This is a genomic window from Nonomuraea sp. NPDC005501, assembly GCF_040605905.1.
Taxonomy (GTDB): Bacteria; Actinomycetota; Actinomycetes; order Streptosporangiales; family Streptosporangiaceae; genus Nonomuraea.
In genome coordinates, this window is the sequence record NZ_JBEXDT010000035.1 from 46,489 (window position 1) to 67,901 (window position 21,413).

The 21,413-nt window shown below is 73.7% G+C and carries 23 protein-coding genes and 1 pseudogene; 9 read left to right on the plus strand and 15 right to left on the minus strand.

The genetic code is table 11. From position 1 onward, the window contains the following. Window positions 1–5 precede the first annotated feature (5 nt). From ABZS51_RS18925 to ABZS51_RS18940, 4 genes are read right to left on the minus strand one after another with little or no spacing between them, the layout of a single operon-like run. Window positions 6–2,267, minus strand: coding sequence for a DUF4132 domain-containing protein (locus ABZS51_RS18925; protein ID WP_355442367.1), 2,262 nt, complete (start codon window positions 2,265–2,267; stop codon window positions 6–8). 48 nt (window positions 2,268–2,315) lie between these two features. Continuing rightward, a complete protein-coding gene (locus ABZS51_RS18930) occupies window positions 2,316–2,708 on the minus strand; it encodes a hypothetical protein (protein ID WP_310710834.1) in 393 nt (130 codons plus the stop codon). Window positions 2,709–2,722: 14 nt separating this feature from the next. After that, the gene (locus tag ABZS51_RS18935) at window positions 2,723–3,502 is read right to left on the minus strand and encodes a nucleotidyltransferase domain-containing protein (RefSeq protein WP_355442370.1); all 780 of its coding nucleotides are present in this window, start codon (window positions 3,500–3,502) and stop codon (window positions 2,723–2,725) included. After that, complete coding sequence (locus ABZS51_RS18940) at window positions 3,499–4,212, minus strand: nucleotidyltransferase domain-containing protein (protein WP_355442373.1); 714 nt, start codon at window positions 4,210–4,212, stop codon at window positions 3,499–3,501. Before ABZS51_RS18940 ends, ABZS51_RS18935 begins: the two co-directional genes overlap by 4 nt. A 198-nt stretch (window positions 4,213–4,410) precedes the next feature. On the opposite strand from ABZS51_RS18940, the pseudogene ABZS51_RS18945 reads away from it, so the two are divergent. Further along, a pseudogene (locus ABZS51_RS18945) lies at window positions 4,411–4,959 on the plus strand (methyltransferase domain-containing protein); the annotation flags it as partial. A gap of 85 nt (window positions 4,960–5,044) precedes the next feature. Here the strand turns inward: ABZS51_RS18945 and ABZS51_RS18950 are convergent. Beyond that, window positions 5,045–6,037, minus strand: a complete 993-nt coding sequence (locus ABZS51_RS18950; protein ID WP_355442376.1) for a DMT family transporter — start codon at window positions 6,035–6,037, stop codon at window positions 5,045–5,047. A 39-nt stretch (window positions 6,038–6,076) separates the two neighbouring features. Between ABZS51_RS18950 and ABZS51_RS18955 the strand changes: the two genes are divergently transcribed. Further along, window positions 6,077–6,616, plus strand: coding sequence for a MarR family transcriptional regulator (locus ABZS51_RS18955; protein WP_355442379.1), 540 nt, complete (start codon window positions 6,077–6,079; stop codon window positions 6,614–6,616). Between the two features lie 16 nt (window positions 6,617–6,632). Here the strand turns inward: ABZS51_RS18955 and ABZS51_RS18960 are convergent, their stop codons facing one another. Further along, window positions 6,633–7,097, minus strand: coding sequence for a GNAT family N-acetyltransferase (locus ABZS51_RS18960; protein WP_355442382.1), 465 nt, complete (start codon window positions 7,095–7,097; stop codon window positions 6,633–6,635). 86 nt (window positions 7,098–7,183) lie between these two features. Here ABZS51_RS18960 and ABZS51_RS18965 point away from each other — a divergent pair, with 86 nt between their 5' ends. The 3 genes from ABZS51_RS18965 to ABZS51_RS18975 all read left to right on the plus strand — a co-directional run bounded on the left by ABZS51_RS18965 (window position 7,184) and on the right by ABZS51_RS18975 (window position 8,868). Continuing rightward, the gene (locus tag ABZS51_RS18965) at window positions 7,184–7,633 is read left to right on the plus strand and encodes a protein-tyrosine phosphatase family protein (RefSeq protein WP_355442385.1); all 450 of its coding nucleotides are present in this window, start codon (window positions 7,184–7,186) and stop codon (window positions 7,631–7,633) included. A 107-nt stretch (window positions 7,634–7,740) separates the two neighbouring features. Continuing rightward, complete coding sequence (locus ABZS51_RS18970; RefSeq protein WP_310710841.1) at window positions 7,741–8,316, plus strand: HD domain-containing protein; 576 nt, start codon at window positions 7,741–7,743, stop codon at window positions 8,314–8,316. A gap of 36 nt (window positions 8,317–8,352) precedes the next feature. After that, a complete protein-coding gene (locus ABZS51_RS18975; RefSeq protein ID WP_355442389.1) occupies window positions 8,353–8,868 on the plus strand; it encodes a GNAT family N-acetyltransferase in 516 nt (171 codons plus the stop codon). 85 nt (window positions 8,869–8,953) lie between these two features. On the opposite strand, the gene ABZS51_RS18980 is transcribed toward ABZS51_RS18975, so the two are convergent. Together ABZS51_RS18980 and ABZS51_RS18985 are read right to left on the minus strand one after the other, a co-directional pair. Beyond that, on the minus strand, window positions 8,954–9,289 hold the full coding sequence (locus tag ABZS51_RS18980; protein ID WP_355442393.1) for a hypothetical protein: 336 nt from the start codon (window positions 9,287–9,289) through the stop codon (window positions 8,954–8,956). A 97-nt stretch (window positions 9,290–9,386) separates the two neighbouring features. Next, window positions 9,387–9,620, minus strand: a complete 234-nt coding sequence (locus ABZS51_RS18985) for a CDGSH iron-sulfur domain-containing protein (RefSeq protein WP_310710844.1) — start codon at window positions 9,618–9,620, stop codon at window positions 9,387–9,389. Between the two features lie 446 nt (window positions 9,621–10,066). On the opposite strand from ABZS51_RS18985, the gene ABZS51_RS18990 reads away from it, so the two are divergent. Continuing rightward, complete coding sequence (locus ABZS51_RS18990; protein WP_355442396.1) at window positions 10,067–10,597, plus strand: nuclear transport factor 2 family protein; 531 nt, start codon at window positions 10,067–10,069, stop codon at window positions 10,595–10,597. Between the two features lie 72 nt (window positions 10,598–10,669). Here ABZS51_RS18990 and ABZS51_RS18995 read toward each other — a convergent pair whose 3' ends face one another. Next, window positions 10,670–11,242, minus strand: coding sequence for a TetR/AcrR family transcriptional regulator (locus tag ABZS51_RS18995; RefSeq protein ID WP_355442398.1), 573 nt, complete (start codon window positions 11,240–11,242; stop codon window positions 10,670–10,672). A gap of 9 nt (window positions 11,243–11,251) precedes the next feature. Then, entirely contained in the window at window positions 11,252–11,950 is a 699-nt protein-coding gene (locus ABZS51_RS19000; RefSeq protein ID WP_355442401.1) for a FadR/GntR family transcriptional regulator, read from the minus strand. Window positions 11,951–12,197: 247 nt separating this feature from the next. Here ABZS51_RS19000 and ABZS51_RS19005 point away from each other — a divergent pair, with 247 nt between their 5' ends. Together ABZS51_RS19005 and ABZS51_RS19010 are read left to right on the plus strand one after the other, a co-directional pair. Next, window positions 12,198–14,120 (plus strand): Xaa-Pro dipeptidyl-peptidase, encoded by a 1,923-nt coding sequence (locus ABZS51_RS19005; protein ID WP_355442404.1) that lies wholly within the window; start codon window positions 12,198–12,200, stop codon window positions 14,118–14,120. A gap of 54 nt (window positions 14,121–14,174) precedes the next feature. Continuing rightward, complete coding sequence (locus ABZS51_RS19010) at window positions 14,175–14,345, plus strand: hypothetical protein (protein ID WP_355442410.1); 171 nt, start codon at window positions 14,175–14,177, stop codon at window positions 14,343–14,345. On the opposite strand, the gene ABZS51_RS19015 is transcribed toward ABZS51_RS19010, so the two are convergent. Next, the gene (locus ABZS51_RS19015) at window positions 14,342–14,791 is read right to left on the minus strand and encodes a MerR family transcriptional regulator (RefSeq protein ID WP_355442413.1); all 450 of its coding nucleotides are present in this window, start codon (window positions 14,789–14,791) and stop codon (window positions 14,342–14,344) included. The genes ABZS51_RS19010 and ABZS51_RS19015 overlap by 4 nt on opposite strands. Window positions 14,792–14,819: 28 nt before the next feature. Here ABZS51_RS19015 and ABZS51_RS19020 point away from each other — a divergent pair, with 28 nt between their 5' ends. Continuing rightward, the gene (locus ABZS51_RS19020; RefSeq protein WP_355442416.1) at window positions 14,820–16,010 is read left to right on the plus strand and encodes an MFS transporter; all 1,191 of its coding nucleotides are present in this window, start codon (window positions 14,820–14,822) and stop codon (window positions 16,008–16,010) included. A gap of 29 nt (window positions 16,011–16,039) precedes the next feature. Here ABZS51_RS19020 and ABZS51_RS19025 read toward each other — a convergent pair whose 3' ends face one another. The 4 genes from ABZS51_RS19025 to ABZS51_RS19040 all read right to left on the minus strand — a co-directional run bounded on the left by ABZS51_RS19025 (window position 16,040) and on the right by ABZS51_RS19040 (window position 21,412). Continuing rightward, the gene (locus ABZS51_RS19025) at window positions 16,040–16,564 is read right to left on the minus strand and encodes a GNAT family N-acetyltransferase (protein WP_355442419.1); all 525 of its coding nucleotides are present in this window, start codon (window positions 16,562–16,564) and stop codon (window positions 16,040–16,042) included. Window positions 16,565–16,680: 116 nt separating this feature from the next. Next, window positions 16,681–19,569, minus strand: a complete 2,889-nt coding sequence (locus ABZS51_RS19030) for a hypothetical protein (RefSeq protein ID WP_355442422.1) — start codon at window positions 19,567–19,569, stop codon at window positions 16,681–16,683. A 62-nt stretch (window positions 19,570–19,631) separates the two neighbouring features. Then, entirely contained in the window at window positions 19,632–20,615 is a 984-nt protein-coding gene (gene hemB, locus ABZS51_RS19035; protein ID WP_355442442.1) for a porphobilinogen synthase, read from the minus strand. Then, window positions 20,612–21,412: an aspartate/glutamate racemase family protein gene (locus tag ABZS51_RS19040; protein ID WP_310710853.1), complete on the minus strand. Its 801-nt coding sequence runs from the start codon at window positions 21,410–21,412 to the stop codon at window positions 20,612–20,614. Before ABZS51_RS19040 ends, hemB begins: the two co-directional genes overlap by 4 nt. Between the last annotated feature and the right edge of the window lies 1 nt (window position 21,413).

Consider the following 21,413-nt stretch of genomic DNA (forward strand, 5'->3'; position numbering starts at 1 on the left):
GCTGATCACCGGGTGAGCCGGATCTGGCGGGTGATGGTGGGGTCGGTGATGGCGGTGTCGGCGGCCAGCAGGAACGCCTTGGACAGGATGACCGACAGCATGCCGCCGTCCTCCTCGAAGGGCAGGAAGACCCGGTCGCCGGTGCCGCGGGGGACGATGCAGAGGTAGGCGCCGTCGGGCTCCATGAGGATGTTGCCGGAGCCGAGGTGGATCTTGTAGGTGCGCAGGTCGCCCCGGACCACCAGGAACCGGTCGGTCAGCGTGCACCGGTCGGCGATGCTCGTACGGGAGATCAGCCGGGACAGCGCGTCCCGGCGGACCTCGGCGGAGGGGGGCAGCTGCCCGAACGAGCTCGTCCGCCAGTAGTCCCGCAGCCCGTCCACGCCCCGGTCGGTCCACTCCGGGTCGGCCGCGATCGAGGTGACCGCGACGAACAGGTCCACGTCGCGCATCGCCTCGCTGAACACCAGTGGCGGCACCTCCGCCAGCGGCGCCAGGCGCCAGCCGCCGTCGGCGAGCCGGTGGAAGCGGACCTGGTCGGTGGCGGCGTAACCGTGGTCGTGCCAGGCGTACTCGTGGGAGAACGACGCCCGCCACCGGCCCCCGGCCAGCATCCGCCGGGCCTCGCCGGAGCCGCCGCCGTCCCACGGGCCGAGGCGGTCCGCGGCCCAGCCGCGCTGTCTGAACAGCGCGTACAGCTTGTGGTAGCTCACGACGTGGCCGGCGAACCGGTTGGAGTAGACCTCCGTCGCCTCCTCAGCGGGCGTCAGCAGGTAGACCTCGCGGAACGCCTGCTTGAACGGCTGCCGCAGCTCCTTGCCCTGCACCACCTCCCGCCAGGCGGTCACCTCCTCCACCGAGGCGCGCGCCGGATGCCACAGCCGCACCGGCACGTCGGGCACGCTCAGCCCCAGCTCGGCGCGCCACTCGCCGGGGGAGACCTCGAACTCCCAGATCAGCCGGTCCGCGACCGGCTGCCCCTCCAGCCGCCGGTACGGCGGCGTGACCTCGCTCGGGTATCCGGCCTCCAGCGCCCTGACCAGGGTCGCCTGCTGCTGCTTCACCCGCTTGGCCAGCTCGCGCAGCCGTCTGACCTCGTCACCGTGCTCGCGTCTGACCGCCGCCGGGACCGACCTGAGCTTCTTGTCCCCGTGCCACCACGACAGCTCGACCGCTCCCTCGGTCGAGATCACCGCCGTGTGCTCGCCGACCGCCTGCCGCACCCGCCCGTCGGGCAGCCGGAACGCCACCTCCACCCGCTCGGCCAGCGCCGGCTCGATCCGCTTGAGCATGCGGTCGAGCTGCTTGGGAACCCCGGCGTGCCGGGTCGCCCCCCGGGCGGCGCGCAGTGCCGAGATCGCCTCGGGGGTCGGGTGGTCCTCCACGGCGCGGGCGATCTCGAACAGCACTCCCTGTGAGGGCAGCGTCCTGGCCTGCGTGGGCGCCACCGCCACGCCCGGCAGCAGCCGCTCCAGCACCCCGGGCAGCCACGGCTCGTCGCGGAACAGCGCCATCCGCGCGGCCCGCCCGATGGCGTCCCTCTCCCCGGCCTCGAACGCCTTGTCCGCCTTGTACGGGATGTCCCCGGCGTGGATGGCGGCGACCCGGGCCTCGGCGGTCTCCAGGGCCGCCCGGACCAGATCAAGGTAGCCGGGCACGCCGGCCAGCCGTTCCCGGACGTCGGGCAGCGGCGGCCAGGAGTTGTACGAGCGCTCCTGGACGGACTCGGCGAACAGCGCCCGCCGCTCCGCGTCCCAGCCGAGCACCAGCTCCACCTCCGCGACGGCGATCGGCCCGCGCCCCGCGGTGAGCCGCTCCGCCACCTCGGCGTCCATCCCGGCGAGCCCGGCGACCGCCAGCAGCGCGAACGGGTTGTCCAGGCGGTTCTCGGCCAGCAGGAAGCCGACCAGCGCGCGGGCGGGCCCGGCCAGCCGCTCCAGCGGCGGCCCGTCCGGGCAGCGCACCAGCGCGCCGGCGGCGAAGCACATGTCGGCCCACTTGCGGCCGGGCAGTCCCTCCACCAGGGCGTCGAACAGATCCGCGCACGCCTCGGTCGTGAACAGCGGCTGCCGCTCCTTGGCCGCCTCCTCCACCGCGAAGCGGGCCGGCATGGCGCTCGCCGACCGGAGCACGACCCGGTAGGCCGCGGGCAGCAGCGCACCGAGCTCGAACGCGCCGAGCCGGGTGGCGTCGGGCCATCGCGAGGTGTCCTCCGTGGCTCCGGTCATCAGGTCCAGCAGGTGGCGCGCCGGGGGAGATAGCCGCATGCGGAAGATCCTGCCGGACGCGGCCGACAGATTCCCCGAGGGGTCGGGTCAGCCCCCGACCAGGGGCACCAGTTTCACGAAGGAGATGACCGGGTCGACGGTCAGGTCGATCACCTCGGCCAGGTCCTCGATCTGCCGGTCGCCGACGAGCAGCAGGAAGCCGTTGCGCGCGAACGCGGCCTCGGCGGCGTCGGCCTGCCGCTCCCAGTCGAGCCGCCGGGGGGCGCGCATCCGATGGCCGTTCAGCTCGGTCTCGGCGTCCGTCGGCTTCACCAGGCCGCGGAAACGGGAGGAGGGGGCGGCGTTGTGGCGGGCCACCTCCTCACGGACGCGGAGCCGTACCAGCTCCCGGGCCGAGATCCGCTCGGGCAGGTCCGGGAGGGAGAACTCCTCCAGGGCCCGGCCCGTCGCCGTCTCATCGCGAAATGTCACCGATGCCATCGAGCATTCCGTTCCTATGAGATGTCGTGCAGGGACGGCTGAGCGGGGGCGGTGGCCGGTGCCTGGCCGAGGCGTGCCCGTACCAGCAGGTCGTGCAGGGCGTCGTGTGCCGTCGGCGCGTCGGGCAGCGACGAGGACTGCCGCGCCTCGGCCAGCTCGGCGGTCAGGCGGTCCACGTCCGCGGCCGCGCCCGGCACGGGGGGCGCCGCGCCGTGCTCGGCCTCGCGCTTGGCGGCGACCAGGTCGGGGAGGTACGGCGGGCCGTACCCGTACAGGCGCGTCAGGTCGGCCTCGACCTGGCCCGCGCGCATGAGGTGCAGGCCGGTCAGGAGCACCCGGAACGTGTACAGCAGCGGCTTGAGCCGGTCCGTCTTCTCGAACAGCCGCCACTGCGTCCGGGCGAACCCGAGGTAGTGGTGGGCGTGGTGCCGGGTCAGGCAGGCCGGCGCGAGCGCGACGAGCTCCTCGTGCAGCGGCGACGCGGCCACGACCAGCGGCGACAGGAGCTGCTCCAGCACGTAGCCGTTGCGGTTCAGCAGCAGCCGGCAGAACTTGGCCAGGTCGTGCGTGACGAGGTCGACCTCCACGCCCTCCCGGGTCCACGTCCGGTCCAGCGTGTCCGGGCCGGTGCGCAGGCCCACGACCTGCTCGGCGGGCAGCACGTGCACGCCGCGCAGGTCCACGTCCGAGTCGGCCGACGGGAAGCCGTACAGATGCGCGCCGCTGATCGTGGCGAACGCCAGGGGGTACGGCTGCTCGCCGGGGATCTCCGGCAGCCAGGCGGGCAGTCTCACAGATGCCCCCTGCGCACGTCCATCAGGAACTCCTCCACCCGTTCCCGGTCCGGTACGGCCGGCAGGACGCTGCGCCCGGCGTCCAGTTCGGCGGTGAGCTCGGCGTTCAGCGCGGCCCGCCAGGCGTCGACCTCCGCCCACGGCACCTCGCCCCGCCGGACGCTCAGCAGCCGGTCCCGGAAGGCGTCCATCCGCACCAGCGGCTCGCCGTGCCGGATCAGGTGCAGCCCGCTCAGCAGCAGCCTGATCATGTGCATGGCCTGCTTCCAGCTCGGCGCCGCCGGGTGGAGCCGGCGGAACTGGGCGTCGGCGTACCCGGCGAACGTCTCGTGCGCCCGCTGCGACAGGAACGCCCCGCGCAGCTCCAGCAGCCGCTCCCCGTACGGGGTGACGACCTCCACGAGTGGCGACCACAGGCACTCCAGCACCGTCGGGTTGGCGGCGAGGCAGAGCGCGCAGAACCGCTCCACCTCCCAGGAGAACTGCTCCGGCAGCGGCCCGTCGCGGTGCGTGGGCGGCTTGTCCAGCCGCCAGAAGTCCTCGGTGGGCGCCGCGAACACCCCGCGCCGGTCGGTGTCGGAGCCGCTGGAGTCGAGGCCGTACGCGCGCGAGCCCGTCACCACGGACAGGAGGAGGTCGTCGCCCAGACGGGCGCCGGACAGGGGAGGCGGCGTCGTCGGGTCGCCCAGCAGCTCACCGGGACCGTTCACGGGTCACCCTTCCGTGGGTGAGGTATGAGGGGGCCGCAGAGCGGCCATGATCGACCACCGTATCGGGATATATCGGCGGATGTCCTCTGGGATTTCCGGGCGTCACGGCGGCGAGGCTGCACGGGATCTCGACGCTCTCCCCGCGGGAACGCCACACCGGTGTGCTTGGCTCGGCCCGTGATCCAGAACAAAGGGACGATGCCGCCCGACCCGATCTCCTACCTCGACCAGGTGGCCGCGAGCGTCCCGGGCCGCGCCTACAAGCGGCGGGTGCTCCGCCTGCTCGACCTCCGGCCGGGCCAGACGGTGGTGGACATGGGCTGCGGGCCCGGGACCGATCTGGGGACGATGGCGGCGGCGGTCGCGCCGGGCGGCCGGGTCGTCGGCGTCGACCGCGATCCCGCCATGGTGGCCGAGGCGGCCGCCCGGGTGGGGGGACGGCCCGGCGTCGAGATCCGCTCCGGCGACGTGCACGCCCTTCCGCTGAACGACGGCAGCGTCGATCGGGCCCGCACCGACCGGGTGCTCCAGCATGTCGAGGACCCCGCCAGGGCGCTGGCCGAGCTCCGGCGGGTGGCCCGCGCCGGGGGACGGATCGTCATGGCCGAACCCGACTGGGAGGGCCTGCTGATCGACTCGCGGGATCCGGACATGGGCCGCGGCCTGACCCGGTTCATCACCACGAAGATCGTCCGCAACGCGACCGTCGGCCGCGGCCTCGCGCGGCTGTGCGCCGAGGCGGGGCTGACCGTCCGCTCCGTGGTCGCCGTGGCGCCGGTGCTCCGCGACTTCGACACCGCCGACCGGCTGCTGGGACTGCGCCGCAACGTGCTCAGGGCCGTGGAGGCGGGCCGTCTGGGCACGGCCGCGGAGGAATGGGTGGAGGAGCTGCGGGGACGACCGTTCCTGGCGTCGTTCCTGATGTTCCTGGTGACGGCCGAGGCCGGCGTCTGAGGGAGGGGCCGCGAGCGAGGAGGCGGGTGGTGACCGGCTGGCCGAGGAGGATCCCGGCGAAGACCAGGGCGAGGCCGAGGAGCTGCTGCGCCGTGAGGGTCTCGCCGGCCACCACCGTGCCGAGCAGGACGCCGGTCAGCGGGTTGAGCAGCCCGATGAGCCCGACCGTCCCGGCGCTCAGGTGCCGCAGCCCCGTGAACCAGGCCGCGAAGGCCAGCGCGGTCGCCACGATCGTCACGTACCCGAACCCGAGCACCGCGGGCCCGTCCAGCGACGGCGGCGCGCCCTCCACCGCGACGGCGACGGGGACCAGCACGACGCCCCCGGCGATGAGCTGCCACGACGTCAGCGAGAACACGTCGACCGCCGAGCTCCACTTCTTGGCCAGCACGTAACCGTACGACGACATCGTCATCGCCACGACGGAGGCCAGCACCCCGGTCGCGTTCACGGTGGCCGTGCCCCTCAGCAGCAGGAGGCAGACGCCGGCGATCCCGATGGCCGCGCCGGCCATGTGCGCCGCCCGTGGGCGCTCTGACAGCGCGGCCCAGGCGAACAGCATCATCACCACGGGCGAGGTCGCCATGATCGTCGAGGCGATGCTCGACGGCAGCGTCTGGGCCGCGAGGTAGACCAGGGCGAAGAACGCGCCCATGTTGAGGGCGCCGAGCACCAGCGACCTCCACCACCACGACCCTCGCGGAAGCCGTCTGCGGACGAGGAGGAGGAGCAGCCCGGCGGGCAGCGCCCGGATGGCGCCGCCGTACAGGGGGCTGTCGGCCGGCAGGAACCGGTGGGTGACGAGGTACGCGGCGCCCCATGCCAGCGGGGCGATCGCGGTGACCGGAGCCCACCGCAGACTGGCTTCCATGGAGGACAATGTAGCTTCCTTGGAAGCTATTGTGGAGCCATGAGCGACTCTCCCGACGGCCCGGAGCATCTGGATCACGTGGCGCGCATCCTGCGGGCGTGGGCCCGCGAGCGGCCCGACCTGGACGTGCGGCCGCTGGGCGTGATCGGGCGGCTGCACCGCCTGGCGGGCCACCTCACCGACCGGCTCCTGGTCGTCTACCGCCGGTACGGGCTGGGCGAGGGGGACTTCGACGTGCTCGCCGCCCTCCGGCGGGCCGGGGAGCCGTTCGAGCGGGCTCCCGGCGAGCTGGCCGCGTACACGATGGTGACCACGGGCGCCATGACCAAGCGGATCGACCGGCTCGAACGCGGCGGCCTGGTCACCCGCCGTCCCAGCGCGGACGACGGCCGCGCCCGCGTCGTCGCGCTCACCGACGCCGGCCGGGAGCTGTTCGACGAGGCGTTCACCGAGCACATGCGCAACGAGCGCAGCCTCCTCGACTTCCTGACGCCCGAGGAGGCCGACCAGCTGGAGAGGCTGCTGATCAGGTGGCTGGCCGGTTTCGAGGGCCCCCGCCCGCCACGAGGGGAGCCGTGACCGCCGGCGAGCCGCCTCAGGCGCCGCCGAGCCGCAGCTCGAACACCATCCGGTCGTTGGACGGCCCGTCGTGGTCCGGGACGGGACCCTTCACCGCGAACCCCATCGCCGTGTGGAACGCGATGGAGCCGTGGTTGCGCGGCGAGGTGATCGCCCGCACCCGCGTGCGCCCGTCCGCCGCCGCCAGGTCGAAGAAGCCCCGGTACAGCCGCCGCGCCAGCCCGTCTCCCCGCCGGCTCGGGTGGACGCCCACGAAATGGATGTACGCGGCGTCGGGCACCGAGGGCGACAGGAAGCCGACGAGGAACCCCGCCAGGGCGTCGCCGTCCTCCGCCACGAGGCTGGTGCGGTGGAAATGGTCGAGGAACAGCCGCGGCAGGCTGCCCTGGACGGGACGTCCCCACCAGTCGTCCACCACCGGGGCGATGCGGTCGTAGTCGCCCGGCTCGGCCGTCCGCAGCCGCACGCCGTCATCCGTCATGGTCGTCACATCCCGTCCTGAACATCGGAGGACATCATCCCCGAAGCGCTCACGCGTCCCGCGACGGCGGGGCCTATCCTCGGTACATGATCGACTCCTGGGACCCCGCGGCCGCCGGCGTCCTGCGGCTGCCGTCGGGGCGGCTCGTGCGCGGCCGGGGGCTGAGGCACCCCCTGCCCGAGGGGCCGGTGCCGGCCTTCGGGGTGTACCTGCTCGGCAAGCGGCCCCCGGCCGTCGGGTGGGAGGCCCGGTGGGTGCGCTGGCCGGACTTCTGGCTGCCGTCGGACCGGCCGGACGCGAGCGCGGCGCTGCGCGAGGCGTGGGAGCGCGCCGCGACGGAGCGGGTGGAGGTCGCCTGCGGCGGCGGCGTCGGCCGCACCGGCACCGCCCTGGCCTGCCTGGCCGTCCTGGACGGGGTGCCGGGCGGTGAGGCGGTCGCGTACGTGCGGGCGCACTACCGGCCGGGAGCCGTGGAGACACCCTGGCAGCGCCGCTTCGTCACCCGTTTCCCGCGGGAGACGCCGGCGGACACCTAGGGCCTTGTTCCGGGCGGCGCGTTGCGGCGTGTCGGCGCGGACGCCGCCCGCAGGGGAGAGTGTCGTCTACGCTCGGCCCATAGGTACCGAGGTGAGAGGGGACCCTCGTGGCTGACGACATGACGGGACTGACGGGCCTGCTCTACGAGATGGGGCTGCTCAAGCGTTACAAGCGCACCGGCTGGCTGGTGGCCGGCGTGCGGGATCCGGAGAGCATCGCCGACCACTCGTTCCGTACGGCGGTCATCGCGGGGGTGGTCGCGGTGCTGGAGGGGGGAGACCCGCAGCGGGCGTCGTTCATGAGCCTGTTCCACGACAGCCAGGAGACCCGCATCACCGACATCCCGTATGTCGCCAAGCGCTACCTCAGGGCGCCCGCCAACGAGGACGTCACCGCCGACCAGACGAGCGACGTGCCCGAGGCCGTGGCCTCCATGCTGCGGGGTGCGATCGCCGAGTACGAGGAGAAGGTCAGCCTGGAGGCGGTGTGCGCCCGCGACGCCGACAAGCTCGAATGCCTGCTCCAGGCCGTCGAGTACCGCGAGCAGGGCCACCAGAACGTGCAGCCGTGGATCGACAGCTCGCTGGCCGCGCTCAAGACGGCCACGGCGAAGCGGCTCGCGGACGAGGCGCTGCGCACGGGCACCCTGGACTGGCTGACCCGCGTCCTCGACGGCGCCTGAGACCGGTCCCGGCGGCAGGTCCCCTACGCTGGGGGGATGATTCGCCGCGCCACCCCTGACGACGTGCCCGCCATCCTCGGGCTGATCCACGACCTCGCCACGTACGAGAAGGCCGCGCACGAGGTGCGCGCCACCGAGGAGCAGCTGCGCGCCGCGCTCTTCGGCGACGCTCCGGCGGTGTTCGCGCACGTCGCCACGGAGGACACGGAGGACGGGGCGGACGGGGAGGGCCACAGGACCGGCGAGGTCGTCGGGTTCGCGATGTGGTTCCTCAACTTCTCCACCTGGCGCGGCGCGCACGGCGTCTACCTGGAGGACCTGTACGTGCGGCCGGACCGCAGGGGCGGCGGCCACGGCCGGGCGCTGCTGGCGGAGCTGGCGCGCATCTGCGCCGAGCGGGGCTACCAGCGGCTCGAATGGTCGGTGCTCGACTGGAACGACCCGGCGATCGGGTTCTACCGCTCGCTGGGCGCGGTGTCGCTGGACGAGTGGACGACGTTCAGGCTGACCGACGAGCCGCTCCGGCTCCTGGCGGAGCGCGCCACCGCCTGACCGGCGCCCGCATGCCGTCGGACAAGGGTCGCCGCGGGCTCCCCGAGGGTGCCCGCGGCGATCCGGAACGCCTGGTGCGGCCCGCCTACATGCCCGTGGGGGCGCGGTGCGACATGCCGCTGGACGCGCGGTCGAACACGTCCGTGTCCGCTTCCTGCCCGCGTCCCATCTCCTGCATGGGGCCGCCCATGCCCTGCATGGACTCGCGGCCGCCCTCCTCCAGGCGGAGCGCGACGCCGAGGGCGAAGAACGTGGGAGCCCATTCGCCCACGAAGATCCCCCACCGGTCGGCGCGGTCGAGTCCGGCCGGCTCGGCCTTGGTGGACAGTGCCCAGGTCGCGAACGAGAGCCCGATGGACAGCGCCCCGGCCATGTAGGCGTGATGGGATCGGATTCCCATCTTGTGCAGCATTTTGATCATGATTCTCCCCCTTGCTGTGGTGTGCTGCTACCCGCCCGATATGTCCAGATAACGCATGCATGCTCCACTTTGCCCGGCCTTGAGCGTGTCGTGCGGGTCAGGCGGCGGGGTCCGGATCCGGGGCGCTGCCGGCCTGGAAGCCCGCCGCCCGGTGGGAGCCGTCGCAGAACGGTTTCGTGGACGACAGCCCGCACCGGCACAGCGCCACCGTCGCCCGGCCAGGGTCGATCTGCCGCCCGTCCTGGGTCACCAGCCGGAACCTCCCGCGCACGAGGAGCGGCCCGTCCTCGCAGGGAGTCACCGTCACCTCGCCGTCACCGTCGGTATGCATCCCGCACACCTGCCCAGGCCCGAATCGCGAAAACTCACTCACCGTGACGCTTCACCGCTGTGGCGAGACCGTTCAGAGGTCGGATCGTGATCATCACGCGACCAACCCCCCGAGGCGTCACCGTAAGGTCCACCGGGTGCCCGAAATGGAGCCGAACGTCACCAACGCCCCAGCCCCTCTGCCGCAGCGTGACAGTGCCGATCGCTGCCCCAGTGTCGACTCGGGACGGCGCTGCGTCCTGCCATCGGGTCACCAGAGCCCGCACGTCTACCCACCGTCGGAGCCCCTGCCCTGACGGGCCGGCCGGTCCGCCGCCGGGGCGCCCCCCGAAGGCCCCGCCGCCCGATGCCCCAGCCCGCCGGGCATGATCCCTGTGAACCGTAAAAGGCGGGTTCGGACTGGACAAGCGGGCATTCGATCACGAGTGGCATGGGCATCAAGCCGCCATGCACAAGATTCTTCAGGGCAGGTCACTCCTGCTGGCGACGCTTGTCCCTGCTCTGCTCGTCACGGGCTGCGCGTCCGGTGGCGGCACGGAGGCCATGGGCGGCAGCGCGGCGAGCCCCGGCGCGCCGTCCTCGGACATGAGCTCGATGCCGACCGAGAGCGCCTCGCCGTCGGAGAGCATGGAGGCCAAGAACACGCCCAAGGGCATCGTCCAGAGCTACTTCGGCGCCATCAAGGCGGGCAAGGTGGACGACGTCGTGGCGCTGTTCGACAACGACGCGGTGGTCGCCCTCGAAGGCGCGGCGACCGCCGACGGGACCGACGCCATCCGCAAGGCCTACCAGGGGATGATGACCGGGCCGATGTCGGGCACGTACACGATCGAGGACACGGAGAAGCTCGGCGACACCTACGCGCTCGTCCGGGCGACCAGCCAGCAGGACAGCCAGAACTACCGGGAGTTCTTCATCCTGGAGAAGTCGAGCAACGGCTGGAAGATCGACCGTTTGATGAGCAACCAGTCCTCCTGACCTCACCCGCCGCGCGGTGGTCACCGGTCCGGCGGCCACCGCGCCTGGCGGCCCGGGAACCCCGGAGCGGCGTCAGGCCGGGGGCGGCGACAGGAGCGCGTCCAGCGTGCGGACCAGCGTCTCGCCCGCCTCGTCGCGCGCCAGCCGCCCCGCCTCCACCTCGCCCGCCGCCGTGTGCAGGATCGCCAGGAACGTACTGACCAGCCACGTCACCGGCAGGTCCGTCCGGAACGCCCCCTCGTCGCGGCCCCGCACGATCAGCCGCTCCACCCGGTCGAGCGGCTCGGCGTGGCGCTCGCGGAGCCGTTCGGCCGGCAGCGCCGCGTCGGCCGCCAGGAACAGCCGGCTGTGCTGGCTCAGCACGTCCCAGGACGAGCGCACCAGCTCGGCCAGCGCCTCACGGGCGGGCCGCGCGTCGAGGTCGAGGGCCGCCAGTGTCGTGCCGGCCAGCTCGACCGTGTGGGTCACGACCGCCCCGACCAGGGCCTCCCTGGAGGGGAAGTGGCCGTAGAGCGTCACCCGGCCGACGCCCGCCTCCTTGGCGACCTGCATCACGCTCGCGCCCGGGTCGGCGCTCAGCACCCGCCGCCCCGCCTCGAGGATCGCGGCGATGTTGCGCTCGGCGTCGGCGCGTCTGGTCCCCATGCGGGGAGCCTAGCCGCGCGCCTGCTCCGTCCCGGCCGGCGGTGACGGCCGCAGCTCGCGTTCGTGCGTGTCGAGGATGGCCATGGACGCCTCCACGGCGCCGGAGGCGTCGCCCGACTCGATGGCGCGCAGCAGGGCCCAGTGGGAGGTGTCCGGCTCGTGCGAGGTGCGCCGCACGTCCCGGACGCTGTCGCGGACGGCCTCGCCCATGCTGTGGTAGAGGTCGGCGAGCAGCGGGTTGCCGGCGGTGTCCGCCACCCGCAGGTGGAAGGCGACGTCCGCGTCGGCGAACCCGTCGAGGTCCCCGGCCTCCCCGGCCGCGTCCCTGCGCTCCAGCGTCTCCCGCAGGGCCGCGAGGTCGTCCTCGGTGCGCCGGACCGCCGCCAGCCGGGCCGCGACCAGGTCCAGCCCGCGCCGTACGTCGATGATGTCCATGGCGGCGGCGCGGTCGAGCCGGCGGCGCAGCGCGATCCTGGACTCGTCCGTCGCGGTCACGTACGTGCCGTCGCCCTGACGCGTGGTCAGCAGGCCGGCGTGCGCGAGGACCCGCACGGCCTCGCGCACCGACAGGCGGCTCATGCCCAGGCTCGCCGCGAGCTGCGCCTCCGACGGGATCTTCGTGCCGACCGGCCACGCCCCGCCGGTGATCTCCTTGCGGAGCTGCTCGATGGCGGCGTCCACGAGCGAGGTACGGGAGACGTTCCGCATGCGTCCTCTCTCCTCCAGCCCGGGTGTCGTCAAGGTCGATGTCCTCAGGTCGCTTTCCCGGGCTCTCTCGCCCGGTGGGGCCTTCCAGCCTAGACGCGCCGGGCCGCCGGAACCGGCTGGACAGGCGTCTCCACGCGTACGGAGAGGATCTTGTCAGGCCCGCGGGCGGGTGAGAGATTGCCCGGGGGACATTTCCTGACTTCTCCTCGTTTCATCACATGCCCCCTTCTTGTCACGGAGGACACGCGTGTCGCAATTACGCCCGGCCCTTCTGGCGGTCGCCCTCACCCTGGCGATCGCGACCCCCGCCCAGGCGGCGGCCGGCCCCGCCATCACCGTCGAGAACGGCCGCACCCAGCCGGTCTTCTCCTATGCCGACGCCGTCCGCGAGCACGTCTACGTCGAGTCGAGCGTCGACAGCGACGCCGACGGCCGGCCGGACCGGGTGCGCGTCGACGTCATCAGGCCCAAGGAGTCCGGTCCCGGGCTCAAGGTGCCGGTGATCATCGACGAGAGCCCCTACTACGACAACTCCGGGCGCGGGAACGAGGCCGAGCGCAAGGTCTACGACGCCGACGGGAACGTCACGAAGTTCCCGCTGTTCTACGACAACTACTTCGTGCCGCGCGGCTACGCCGTCCTGAACGTCGACATGCTCGGCACCACCCGCTCCGACGGCTGCCCCGACATCGGCGGCAAGGCCGACGTGCTGGGCGGCAAGGCGGTCGTCGACTGGCTCAACGGCCGCGCCCGCGCCTTCCGCTCCGACGGCACCCCGGCCGTGGCCGACTGGACCACCGGCAAGGCCGCGATGATCGGCAAGTCCTACGACGGGACGCTCGCGAACGCCGTCGCCGCCACGGGCGTCAAGGGCCTGGAGACGATCGTGCCCATCTCGGCGATCAGCTCCTGGTACCGGTACCAGCGCTCCAACGGCGTGATCTACAGCTACGACTACGCCTCCTGGCTGGCCGACTACGTCGACACCGACCCCGAGGCCAAGTGCCAGGCCGTACGGGACCGGATGGACGCCGAGGACGGCGACGACACCGGGAATCACAACGCGTTCTGGGCCGAGCGCGACTACGTCTCCGGGCTGCTCGGCGACGCCTCGAAGGTGACCGCGAGCGTCTTCGTCGTCCACACCGTCAACGACCTGAACGTCAAGCCGGACAACTTCTCCACCTGGTGGGACGCCCTGGCCAGGCGGGACGTGCCGCGCAAGATCTGGGTCGGGCAGTACCAGCACGTGGACCCGTTCGACTTCGAGGGCCGCAGGGACCTGTGGGTCGACACGCTGCACCGCTGGTTCGACCACTGGCTGCTGGGCGTGCGCAACGGCATCATGACCGAGCCGCGCGCCGACGTGCAGACGGGCCCCGCCCGGTGGATCACCCAGCGCGACTGGCCGGCGCCGCTCGCGGCCAAGCTGCCGCTGCGCCCGGCCGCCGACGGCTCGCTCGGGCTCCGGCCCGCCGCCCGTGGAGCCGCCGCGTCGTTCGCGGACGTGGCCCTGGACGAGGCCGACATGATCGCCGACGTGGGCACGGCCAAGCCGGGCCGGGTCGCCTTCACCACCGGCCCGCTCCCGCTCGACCTGCGCCTGTCCGGCACGCCCACGGCCGACCTCACGGTCAAGCTCGACAGGCCCACCTCCAACCTCACCGCCCTGCTCGTCGACTTCGGCGACGCCACCCGGGTGGACTGGCGGCGCGGCCAGGGCATCACCACGCTGGCCGAGGAGGACTGCCACGGCGAGAGCACCGCGGCCGACGACGCCTGCTACAAGAAGGTCGTGACCAACGTGGCGAACCGGCCCGCCGAGATCGTCGCCCGCGGCTGGATCGACGTGCAGAACCGGGCTTCGCTCAGCCGCCCTTCCCCGCTGCCGGTCGGCACGTTCGGCAAGGTCCGGTGGCAGACGCTGCCGCAGGACTACACGTTCGCGAAGGGGCACCGGGTCGCGCTCGTCGTCGCGGGCACCGACAGCACCTACAGCGAGGAGCCGGGCACGGGCGCGAACGTGACGCTCGACCTGGCCGCCAGCAGCGTCTCGATCCCGTTCGCGCTGGGCACCCCGCCGGCGGACGTGCCGCAGGACAAGTCGGCCTTCCGCGGCCCGGCGCGCGTGGAGCTGCCGAAGGAGGAGCCTGAGTTCAGCTTCTTCTGAGGTTTTTCAGGTGCGATGCCCGGTTCGTCCTCCCGTTGCGCGAGGATGAGCCGGGTGATCGGGGCCACGGTGGTCGTGACCGCGGGGCCTGGCGGGCGGGAGCACCGCGTCACCCCGGACGCGCCCCTGGACCTCGGCTCCACGGGCCGCCTCGGGGTCACCGCCTGGGAGGAGTCCCCGCTTCGACCCGCCGACGAGGCGGCCCGGGGCGGGCGTGGCTCCTAGTCCGCTGATGCGCCGAGTGAAGCCAGTGCGCGGCGAGTGACGTCGGGCGGGGCCGCGGCGATGACGTCATTGAGCGCGTCCATGGAGGCATGAAGGTCGGCGATGGCCTGAGCGATGCGGTCGCGCTCCTGGTGGAGGTCGGCGAGCAGGTCCGAGCAGGTGGGGACGAGACGGTCGCCGGTGTCCCGCAGGCACGGCAGGACCGTGGTGATCGTCGAGGTGTTCAGGCCTGCGGCCAGCAGGCTGCGGATGCGGCGGACGACGGCGACGTCCTCTTCGACGTATTCCCGGTAACCGCTGGGGCGCCGCTGCGGATGGAGCAGACCCTGCTCCTCGTAGTAGCGCAGCAGGTGCACGGCCACGCCGGTCCGCCGGGACAGCTCACCGATGCGCACGAGGACCTCCTGATCGCCGCGCGGACCTTGCCCGCTCGACTTGACTCTCATATCGATATGAGACTTTAACGTCTGCGGCATGACATGGAACAAGGGTTTCGCGACGCTCGCGGCATTGTGCGCGAGCGTCTTCGTCGTGGGTACCTCGGAGTACCTGATCGCCGGGCTGCTGCCCCAGATCGGCGCTGATCTGGACGTCTCCGTGGGAACCGCTGGGCAGGCGGTGACCGCGTACGCGCTCGGAGTGGTGGTCGGAGGGCCCGCCATGGCCCTGTTGACCGCGCGTCTGCCGCGCAAGGGGCTCGCCGTCGGCCTGATGCTGGTGTTCGCGGGGGGCAGCGCGATCAGCGCGGTGGCGCCTTCGTTCGGCCTGCTCCTGGTGGGCCGGGTGGTGTCCTCGCTCAGTCACGCCGTCTTCCTGGCGCTGGCGCTGGTGACGGCGACCCGGGTGGTCCCGGCCGAGAGGACGGGCTCGGCCATCGCCACCGTGACCTCCGGCTTCACCGTGGCGACGCTCCTCGGGGTCCCCATGGGGGCGCTGCTCGGGCAGAGTGCCGGATGGCGGGCTCCGTTCGCCGTGCTGACCGGTCTCTCCCTGGCAGGAACCCTGCTCCTGGCCGCCGTACTGCCCCGGCAGGAGGGGCTGTCCACGCGACTGCGTGACGAGATCCGTGTGGTGACGCGCCGGCCGGTCATGCTCGCCATCGCCACCACCGCGGTGGGCTTCTCCGGGGTCTCCACGGTGTTCACCTACATCGCCCCGCTGCTGACCGTCGTCTCCGGCTTCTCCGTCGCGACGGTCTCCGGTCTGCTGCTCGCTTACGGCGCGGGCAGTTTCCTCGGCAACCTCGCCGCGGGAAGGCTGACCGACAAGTCGATGAGCGCAACCGTACGCGGGGTCTTCGGCGGGCTGACGGGGACGCTTCTGCTCATCCCGTTCGCCGCGGTGTGGCAGCCCGCCGCCGTGGTCGCGGTTCTGGTGCTCGGCCTGCTCGCCACCGCGACCATCGCCCCGCTGCAGGGACTGATCCTGCACCACGCGGGCGCCGCCCCGACCCTGGCCGTCACCGTCAACGTGGGCGCCTTCAATCTCGGCGCCGCAGCGGGCTCGGTCGCCGGCGGCGCGATCGTCGCCGCCGGCGCTCTGCGCTGGACCGGCGTGGGGGGCGCGGTGCTGAGCCTGATCGGACTGGCCCTCACCTATCTCGTCCTGCCCCGGACGCGGACGTCGGCGCAAGACGCCGAGCCCGAGGCCCCCATCGCTGCCTGACCCCCGTCCACCTGTCCCGCGGGGGGATGTCATGGTCCCGTGGGCACCCAGTACCGGCGCTTCTGCTCGGTGACGTCGATGAGCCGGCCCCCGTTGGCCTCGATGACCCGCCGCGAGGCCGTGTTGGTCCTGTCGCACATCACCAGCGCCTGCGAGACGCCCAGCGACCGCGCGATCGGCAGCGCCGCGGCGAGCATGGCCGTCGCGTGCCCCTGGCGCCGGGCGGACGGCCGCACGTCATAGCCGATGTGACCGCCGAGCTCCTCCAACGCCGGGCTGAGCCGGTGACGGATGGCCATCCTGCCCAGGAAGCGTTCGCCGTCGGCCCACCACAGCGTCGTCATGGGGACGAACCCGTCGCGTGCGCCTGCCTCGGTACGCTCGCCCAGCAGCCGCGCGACATACGCCTCGAAAGCGTCCGGGTCGGTCAGGGCGGGCGGGTCGACGTCGCCGACGAACCAGGAGGGGGGATAGTCGCGGTCGGCCCGGAACTCGGCCACCGCCTCCAGGAAAGACGCGCGCAGCCCGGGCGTCGGATCAATGAATCGTGGCATGACCACCATGGTCCCCTGACGAGGGCTGGGCTGCCGCCCGACGTCGTCGCGGCGGGAGCCGTCGGCCGCCGCGGGCCCGCGTCCCGGGCACCTCGGCGGCCGGACGCCGCATCAACCTAGTACCTGGAGCAGTTGGTCCAGTGGCCGTTGCCCTCGCCGTCCAGGACGTACGCGCCCGGGTCCTTGGCGACGGTCCACGAGACCCGCAGCCGCAGCGTCCCGCCGGCGCTCGTCGTGCCGGAGGTCCTGTGGCCGTCGCCGCGCGCCACGCCGACCCAGCGGACGACGATCGTGCCGGTCTGGGTGACCGGACGGCCCTGGCAGCCGGGCCGGGCCGCGGGCACCTTCACCCTGAACGACCTGCCCGACACCGCGATGCCGCCGGCGCCGCCGGCCGACGCGATGCGGCACGTCCCGCCCTTGCAGGCGAGCGCGAACGTGCCGGTACGGCGGGCGCCCAGCCTGATCGACACCGGTGACAGGAACGCGACCGGAGCCTGCGGCCGCGGCAGCGCCACCGGCTGCTGGGGTGTCCCCGCGGGCTTCCTGGCCGGCCGCTCGGCCGGTTGCCTGGCCTCGCGTCCCGCCGGCCGGTCGGCCGGCCTCATCGTGCCGGCCACGACCGGGCCCTCCCGCTTGCCGTCGTCCGCCGCGCCGGTGTCGCCCGTCCGGTTCGCCGGGGACCCCGCCGTGGGGGTCACGGCGGGGGCCCCGCTGGGGGCCACGGTCGCGGCCGGCGGGACGGCGGCGGGCTCGGGCGGGGGCACCGGGACCGCGGGGCCGGGGGACGGGCGGCCGTCCGGCGACGGCGTCAGGGCCGGGCCGTCGGAGCCCGTCTCGGTGATCACGGTCATGCGCTGGCGGGCGTTGAGACCGGACCAGGCCAGTCCCGCCACGAGCAGGCCGACGCCCACGAGCAGGCCGACGCGGGCCACGTTCCGCACCGTCAGCCCCGACTCGCCGTCGGCCGTGTCGGGGCGGTCGAGCCAGAACTCGTCGGGGCCGCCGGCGTGCAGCTCCACCACGTGGGCGTCGTGCGGTGGCGCGGGCTCGTACCGGAGCGGCGCGGTGAACGGCGGGGAGCCGACGGCCGGGCCCTCTCCCGGACCGTCGGTGCCGCGTCCGCGAGCCCACCCCGGCACGCCGTCGGCGCCCCGGCCGTCCCGCGGGGGGCGGGTGGTCTCCTCGGGGGGCCGGCGGGGCCCCGGGATGGTGATCACCCCGTGCACGCGGGCGGAGGAGGGGGGCGGCCGATGGGCGGTCCCCGGACGCCCGCCGGCGACCGGCCGGGGCGCCTGGACCGGGGCGTCGGACGGGTCGGTGGGGGAGGAGGCGCGGTCGGGGGATCCGTCCGGGGCCTGGTGCGGCTGGGCGGGGGCGCCGCTCGGTGCTCCGGCCCTGGGGCGGGCGGTGGGCGGAGCGTCGGCCATGACCGGGGCGCTCAGGGGGACGGTCCGCTTCGGCCTGGGCGAGCCGGCCACCATGCGGTCTGTCGGCAGACTCGTGGCCGCCACGCGAGCTCCCGCCGCCGAGTCCCCCGCCGCCGAGTCCCCCACCGCAGAGTCCCCCGCCGCCGGGGCCGCCGCCGGAGCGGGCGCAGACGTAGGCGCGGGCGCGGGTGGAGGGACGCGCATCTGCGGCACGACGGGACGGGCAGCCCCGGTGCGGGGCGTCTGCGGCTGGGCCGTCTCGCGACGTGGCGCCTGGACCGGGGGCGCCGCCGGGACCGGGGGCGCCGCCGGGACGGGGCGGGAGGTGAGTGGGCCATCGTCCGGGTGGTGCTCCCAGGGCGGGCCACCTTCGGCCCGGCGTGAGGGGGCCCGCTCCTGACCGGCCGGGCCGCTACTGCTGATCCGGTCATGAGCGGACGCCGCTGGAAGGTTCCGGTACGGCACGCCTCCGCGGTTGCGGCGGACGATGGCCCAGTCCGCGGCCCGGTCCGGCGACCAGTCCGGGGACTGGCCGGCCGGGTCCGGGGTCCAGGCGGCGGTCCGGGCGGCCCCGCCTGGGGTCTCGGCGACCGGCACGGAAGGCCGGCCGGAAGGGGAGTCGGCACGGGCCGCTACGGCACCCGGCACGCTCGCACGGCGCGGAAGGATGTCCGGTGGGCCGGGACGGGCGTGTTTGCTGGGTGGGCGGCGCGCGGCCGGGTCAGGTGTGTGCTCCGGGCCGGCGGCGGCCGCGCCCGCCGCCGGCCCGGAGCTTTCCCAGGTCCCCGCCGTGGGGCCGGGGACCGGAGCGATGGGTGGCGGCGCGGGCTCGGCCAGCCCGCGCGTCTGCGCCGGGAAGCCGTCCTCCCGCCACAGTCCCGCTTCGTCCGGCAGTGGCAGCGCCCAGGCGAGCTGCTCGTGCAGCGTGCCGGGCGCCGATGCGATCGGCATCTGCCGCAGCAGCGTGTCGGCCACCATGACGCGCGGCGCGCCCTGGCAGACGTCGCAGTGCGCGATGTGGCGGCTGATCCGCGCGCGGGTGCGCCGCCCGGGCGCCGAGGCCCAGTCCGTCACCCGCGACTCCAGCGCCGCGCACCCGTGACGGGTCCTGGCGGCGATGACGGCGGCGAACCACTCCTCCAGCCCGTCGGCCGCCTCCAGGATGATCGTCTCCACCTGGTCGGAGTCCGCGTCGAAGATGGTGGCGATCTCGTCGGTCGTCAGCCCGTGCCGTACCGACAGGTCGAGCAGCTCCCTGTGCGGCGGGGCGAGCGCGCGCAGGGCCTCGGGCAGCAGGTCGGCCATCCGGCCGGGCCGCGACCAGGAGCCGACGCTGGTGGGGGTGGAGATGTACGAGCGGTGCGCGCGGGCCAGCGCGTACAGCCAGGGCCGCAGCGGCGACGACTGGTCGACCCGGTCGGCCCAGGCGTGCGCGGACAGCAGGGTGCCCGCGACGGCCAGCTCGGCGTCGCTCGACGACAACTCCGTCCGGCAGTAGTCGTACAGGTGCGGCCCGTAGCCGTCGCACAGTTCGAGGATGGCCTCACGTGCGTCCTCCGACAGGGTGCGCCACATCCGGGTCGCATCTCCTCTCCGCGGTTCGGGCTTGGGGTCCGGCATCGGGGCCGCTCCGGGGGTCAGCGGGGCAGCCGTTCGGCGATCTCGGTGGCCCAGTACGTGATCACACTGCCCGCGCCCGCCCGGCGGATCGCGGTGAGGCTCTCGAGGATCGCGCGATCGCGGGTGAGCCAGCCGTTGGCGGCGGCGGCCTCGATCGCGGCGTACTCGCCGGAGACCTGGTAGGCGGCCACCGGCACGTTGACGGCGTCGGCGACGCGGCGCACCACGTCCAGGTAGAGGCCGGCCGGTTTGACCATCACCATGTCGGCGCCCTCGTCCACGTCGAGGAGCACCTCGCGCAGCGACTCGCGCAGGTTGGCCGGGTCCTGCTGGTGAGTGGAGCGGGTGCCGGTCAGCCGCGACTCGACCGCGTCGCGGAACGGGCCGTAGAAGGCGGAGTCGTACTTGGCGGCGTAGGCCATGATCGGCAGGTTGTGGTGGCCGGCGGCGTCGAGGGCGCGGCGGATGGCGCCGACCTGGCCGTCCATCATGCCGCTGGGCGCCACCATGTGGGCGCCGGCCGCGGCCTGGGCGACGGCGACGCGGGCGTAGGCGCTCAGGGTGGCGTCGTTGTCGACGTCGCCGCGGGCGTCGAGGATGCCGACGTGCCCGTGCTCGGTGTACTCGTCCAGGTTGATGTCGCCGATGACGACGGTGGCGTCGCCGACCTCGGCGGCGACGTCCGCGAGGGCGAGCTGGGTGATGCCGTGCTCGTCCCAGGCGCCGCGCCCGTCGTGGTCCTTGCTCTCGGGGATGCCGAACAGCAGCAGCCCGCCCACGCCGGCCCGCACGGCGGCCGCGGCCGCCTTGCGCACGCTCTCGCGGGTGTGCTGGACCTGGCCGGGCATGCAGGCGATGGGACGGGGCTCCGCCAGGCCCTCGCGGACGAACAGCGGCTGGATCAGGTCGGCGGGGTGCAGGCGGGTCTCGGCCACCAGCCCGCGCAGGGCGGGGGTGCGCCGCAGGCGGCGGGGACGCTCGGCGGGGTAACTCATGGTCAGTCTCCGATCACCTTGCCGAGCAGCACCCGCTCGGCGTGTTCGACGGCGGCCTGGGGCGGGCGCCGCATCCAGTAGCCGGCGGTGCTGCGCGCGGTGATGTTGAGCGCGCGCAGCTCGCACAAGTGCTCGGCCGTCTTGATCGCCAGGCCGCCGGGGTCGATGACGGGAAGGCCGTGCAGTTCGTGGACGCGCAGGTGGACGAGGATCACGTTCGGGATGCCCTCGGCCGGCACCAGCCACTGCGCGCCGGCCTTGGCGGCCTGGCGCGCGGCCTCGGTGTAGGCGTCCAGGAACGGCTCGAAGTCCTGCGCGAGCGCCCGCTGCACGACGTCCGCGCCGCGCTCGACGATCTGGTAGGAGGCCAGGTCGGCGCCGGCGGCCCGGATGTTCTCGGTGATGGGCTCGGCCAGGTGCGGGATGAATCCGAGCACGCCGAGGCGGTGGCGTTCCATCCGGGCGGCCTGCCAGACCGCGTCGCCGTAGCCGACGACGGGGATCGACACCCTGGTGCGGGCCGCGGCCAGCCCGGGGTCCTGACCGGCGCCGCTGATCCAGGCGGCGCAGCCGTCCCGCTCGGCGGTCACCGCGGTCTGCGCGAAGTAGTGACCGAACAGCAGGCCGATCTCGCCGTAGCCCACCAGGTGCTCGGGCAGCGCCGTGCCGTACGTCTCGGGCGGCAGCGTGTGGATCTCCACGGTCGTGCCGGGGGCGGACACCAGGGCCAGGTGTTCGGCGTACAGCTTGTCCAGAAGCGGGGTGCGGCCCTCGACGGTGTGTTTCTGGAACCAGATGCGCATG

Coding starts and splice junctions, on each gene's coding strand:
- ABZS51_RS18925 (WP_355442367.1), bottom strand. CDS start 2,267: ATGCGGCTATCTCCCCCGGCGCGCCACCTGCTGGACCTGATGACCGGA.
- ABZS51_RS18930 (WP_310710834.1), bottom strand. CDS start 2,708: ATGGCATCGGTGACATTTCGCGATGAGACGGCGACGGGCCGGGCCCTG.
- ABZS51_RS18950 (WP_355442376.1), bottom strand. CDS start 6,037: ATGGAAGCCAGTCTGCGGTGGGCTCCGGTCACCGCGATCGCCCCGCTG.
- ABZS51_RS18955 (WP_355442379.1), top strand. CDS start 6,077: ATGAGCGACTCTCCCGACGGCCCGGAGCATCTGGATCACGTGGCGCGC.
- ABZS51_RS18960 (WP_355442382.1), bottom strand. CDS start 7,097: ATGACGGATGACGGCGTGCGGCTGCGGACGGCCGAGCCGGGCGACTAC.
- ABZS51_RS18965 (WP_355442385.1), top strand. CDS start 7,184: ATGATCGACTCCTGGGACCCCGCGGCCGCCGGCGTCCTGCGGCTGCCG.
- ABZS51_RS18975 (WP_355442389.1), top strand. CDS start 8,353: ATGATTCGCCGCGCCACCCCTGACGACGTGCCCGCCATCCTCGGGCTG.
- ABZS51_RS18980 (WP_355442393.1), bottom strand. CDS start 9,289: ATGATCAAAATGCTGCACAAGATGGGAATCCGATCCCATCACGCCTAC.
- ABZS51_RS18985 (WP_310710844.1), bottom strand. CDS start 9,620: ATGCATACCGACGGTGACGGCGAGGTGACGGTGACTCCCTGCGAGGAC.
- ABZS51_RS18990 (WP_355442396.1), top strand. CDS start 10,067: ATGCACAAGATTCTTCAGGGCAGGTCACTCCTGCTGGCGACGCTTGTC.
- ABZS51_RS18995 (WP_355442398.1), bottom strand. CDS start 11,242: ATGGGGACCAGACGCGCCGACGCCGAGCGCAACATCGCCGCGATCCTC.
- ABZS51_RS19000 (WP_355442401.1), bottom strand. CDS start 11,950: ATGCGGAACGTCTCCCGTACCTCGCTCGTGGACGCCGCCATCGAGCAG.
- ABZS51_RS19015 (WP_355442413.1), bottom strand. CDS start 14,791: ATGAGAGTCAAGTCGAGCGGGCAAGGTCCGCGCGGCGATCAGGAGGTC.
- ABZS51_RS19020 (WP_355442416.1), top strand. CDS start 14,820: ATGACATGGAACAAGGGTTTCGCGACGCTCGCGGCATTGTGCGCGAGC.
- ABZS51_RS19025 (WP_355442419.1), bottom strand. CDS start 16,564: ATGCCACGATTCATTGATCCGACGCCCGGGCTGCGCGCGTCTTTCCTG.
- ABZS51_RS19030 (WP_355442422.1), bottom strand. CDS start 19,569: ATGTGGCGCACCCTGTCGGAGGACGCACGTGAGGCCATCCTCGAACTG.
- ABZS51_RS19040 (WP_310710853.1), bottom strand. CDS start 21,412: ATGCGCATCTGGTTCCAGAAACACACCGTCGAGGGCCGCACCCCGCTT.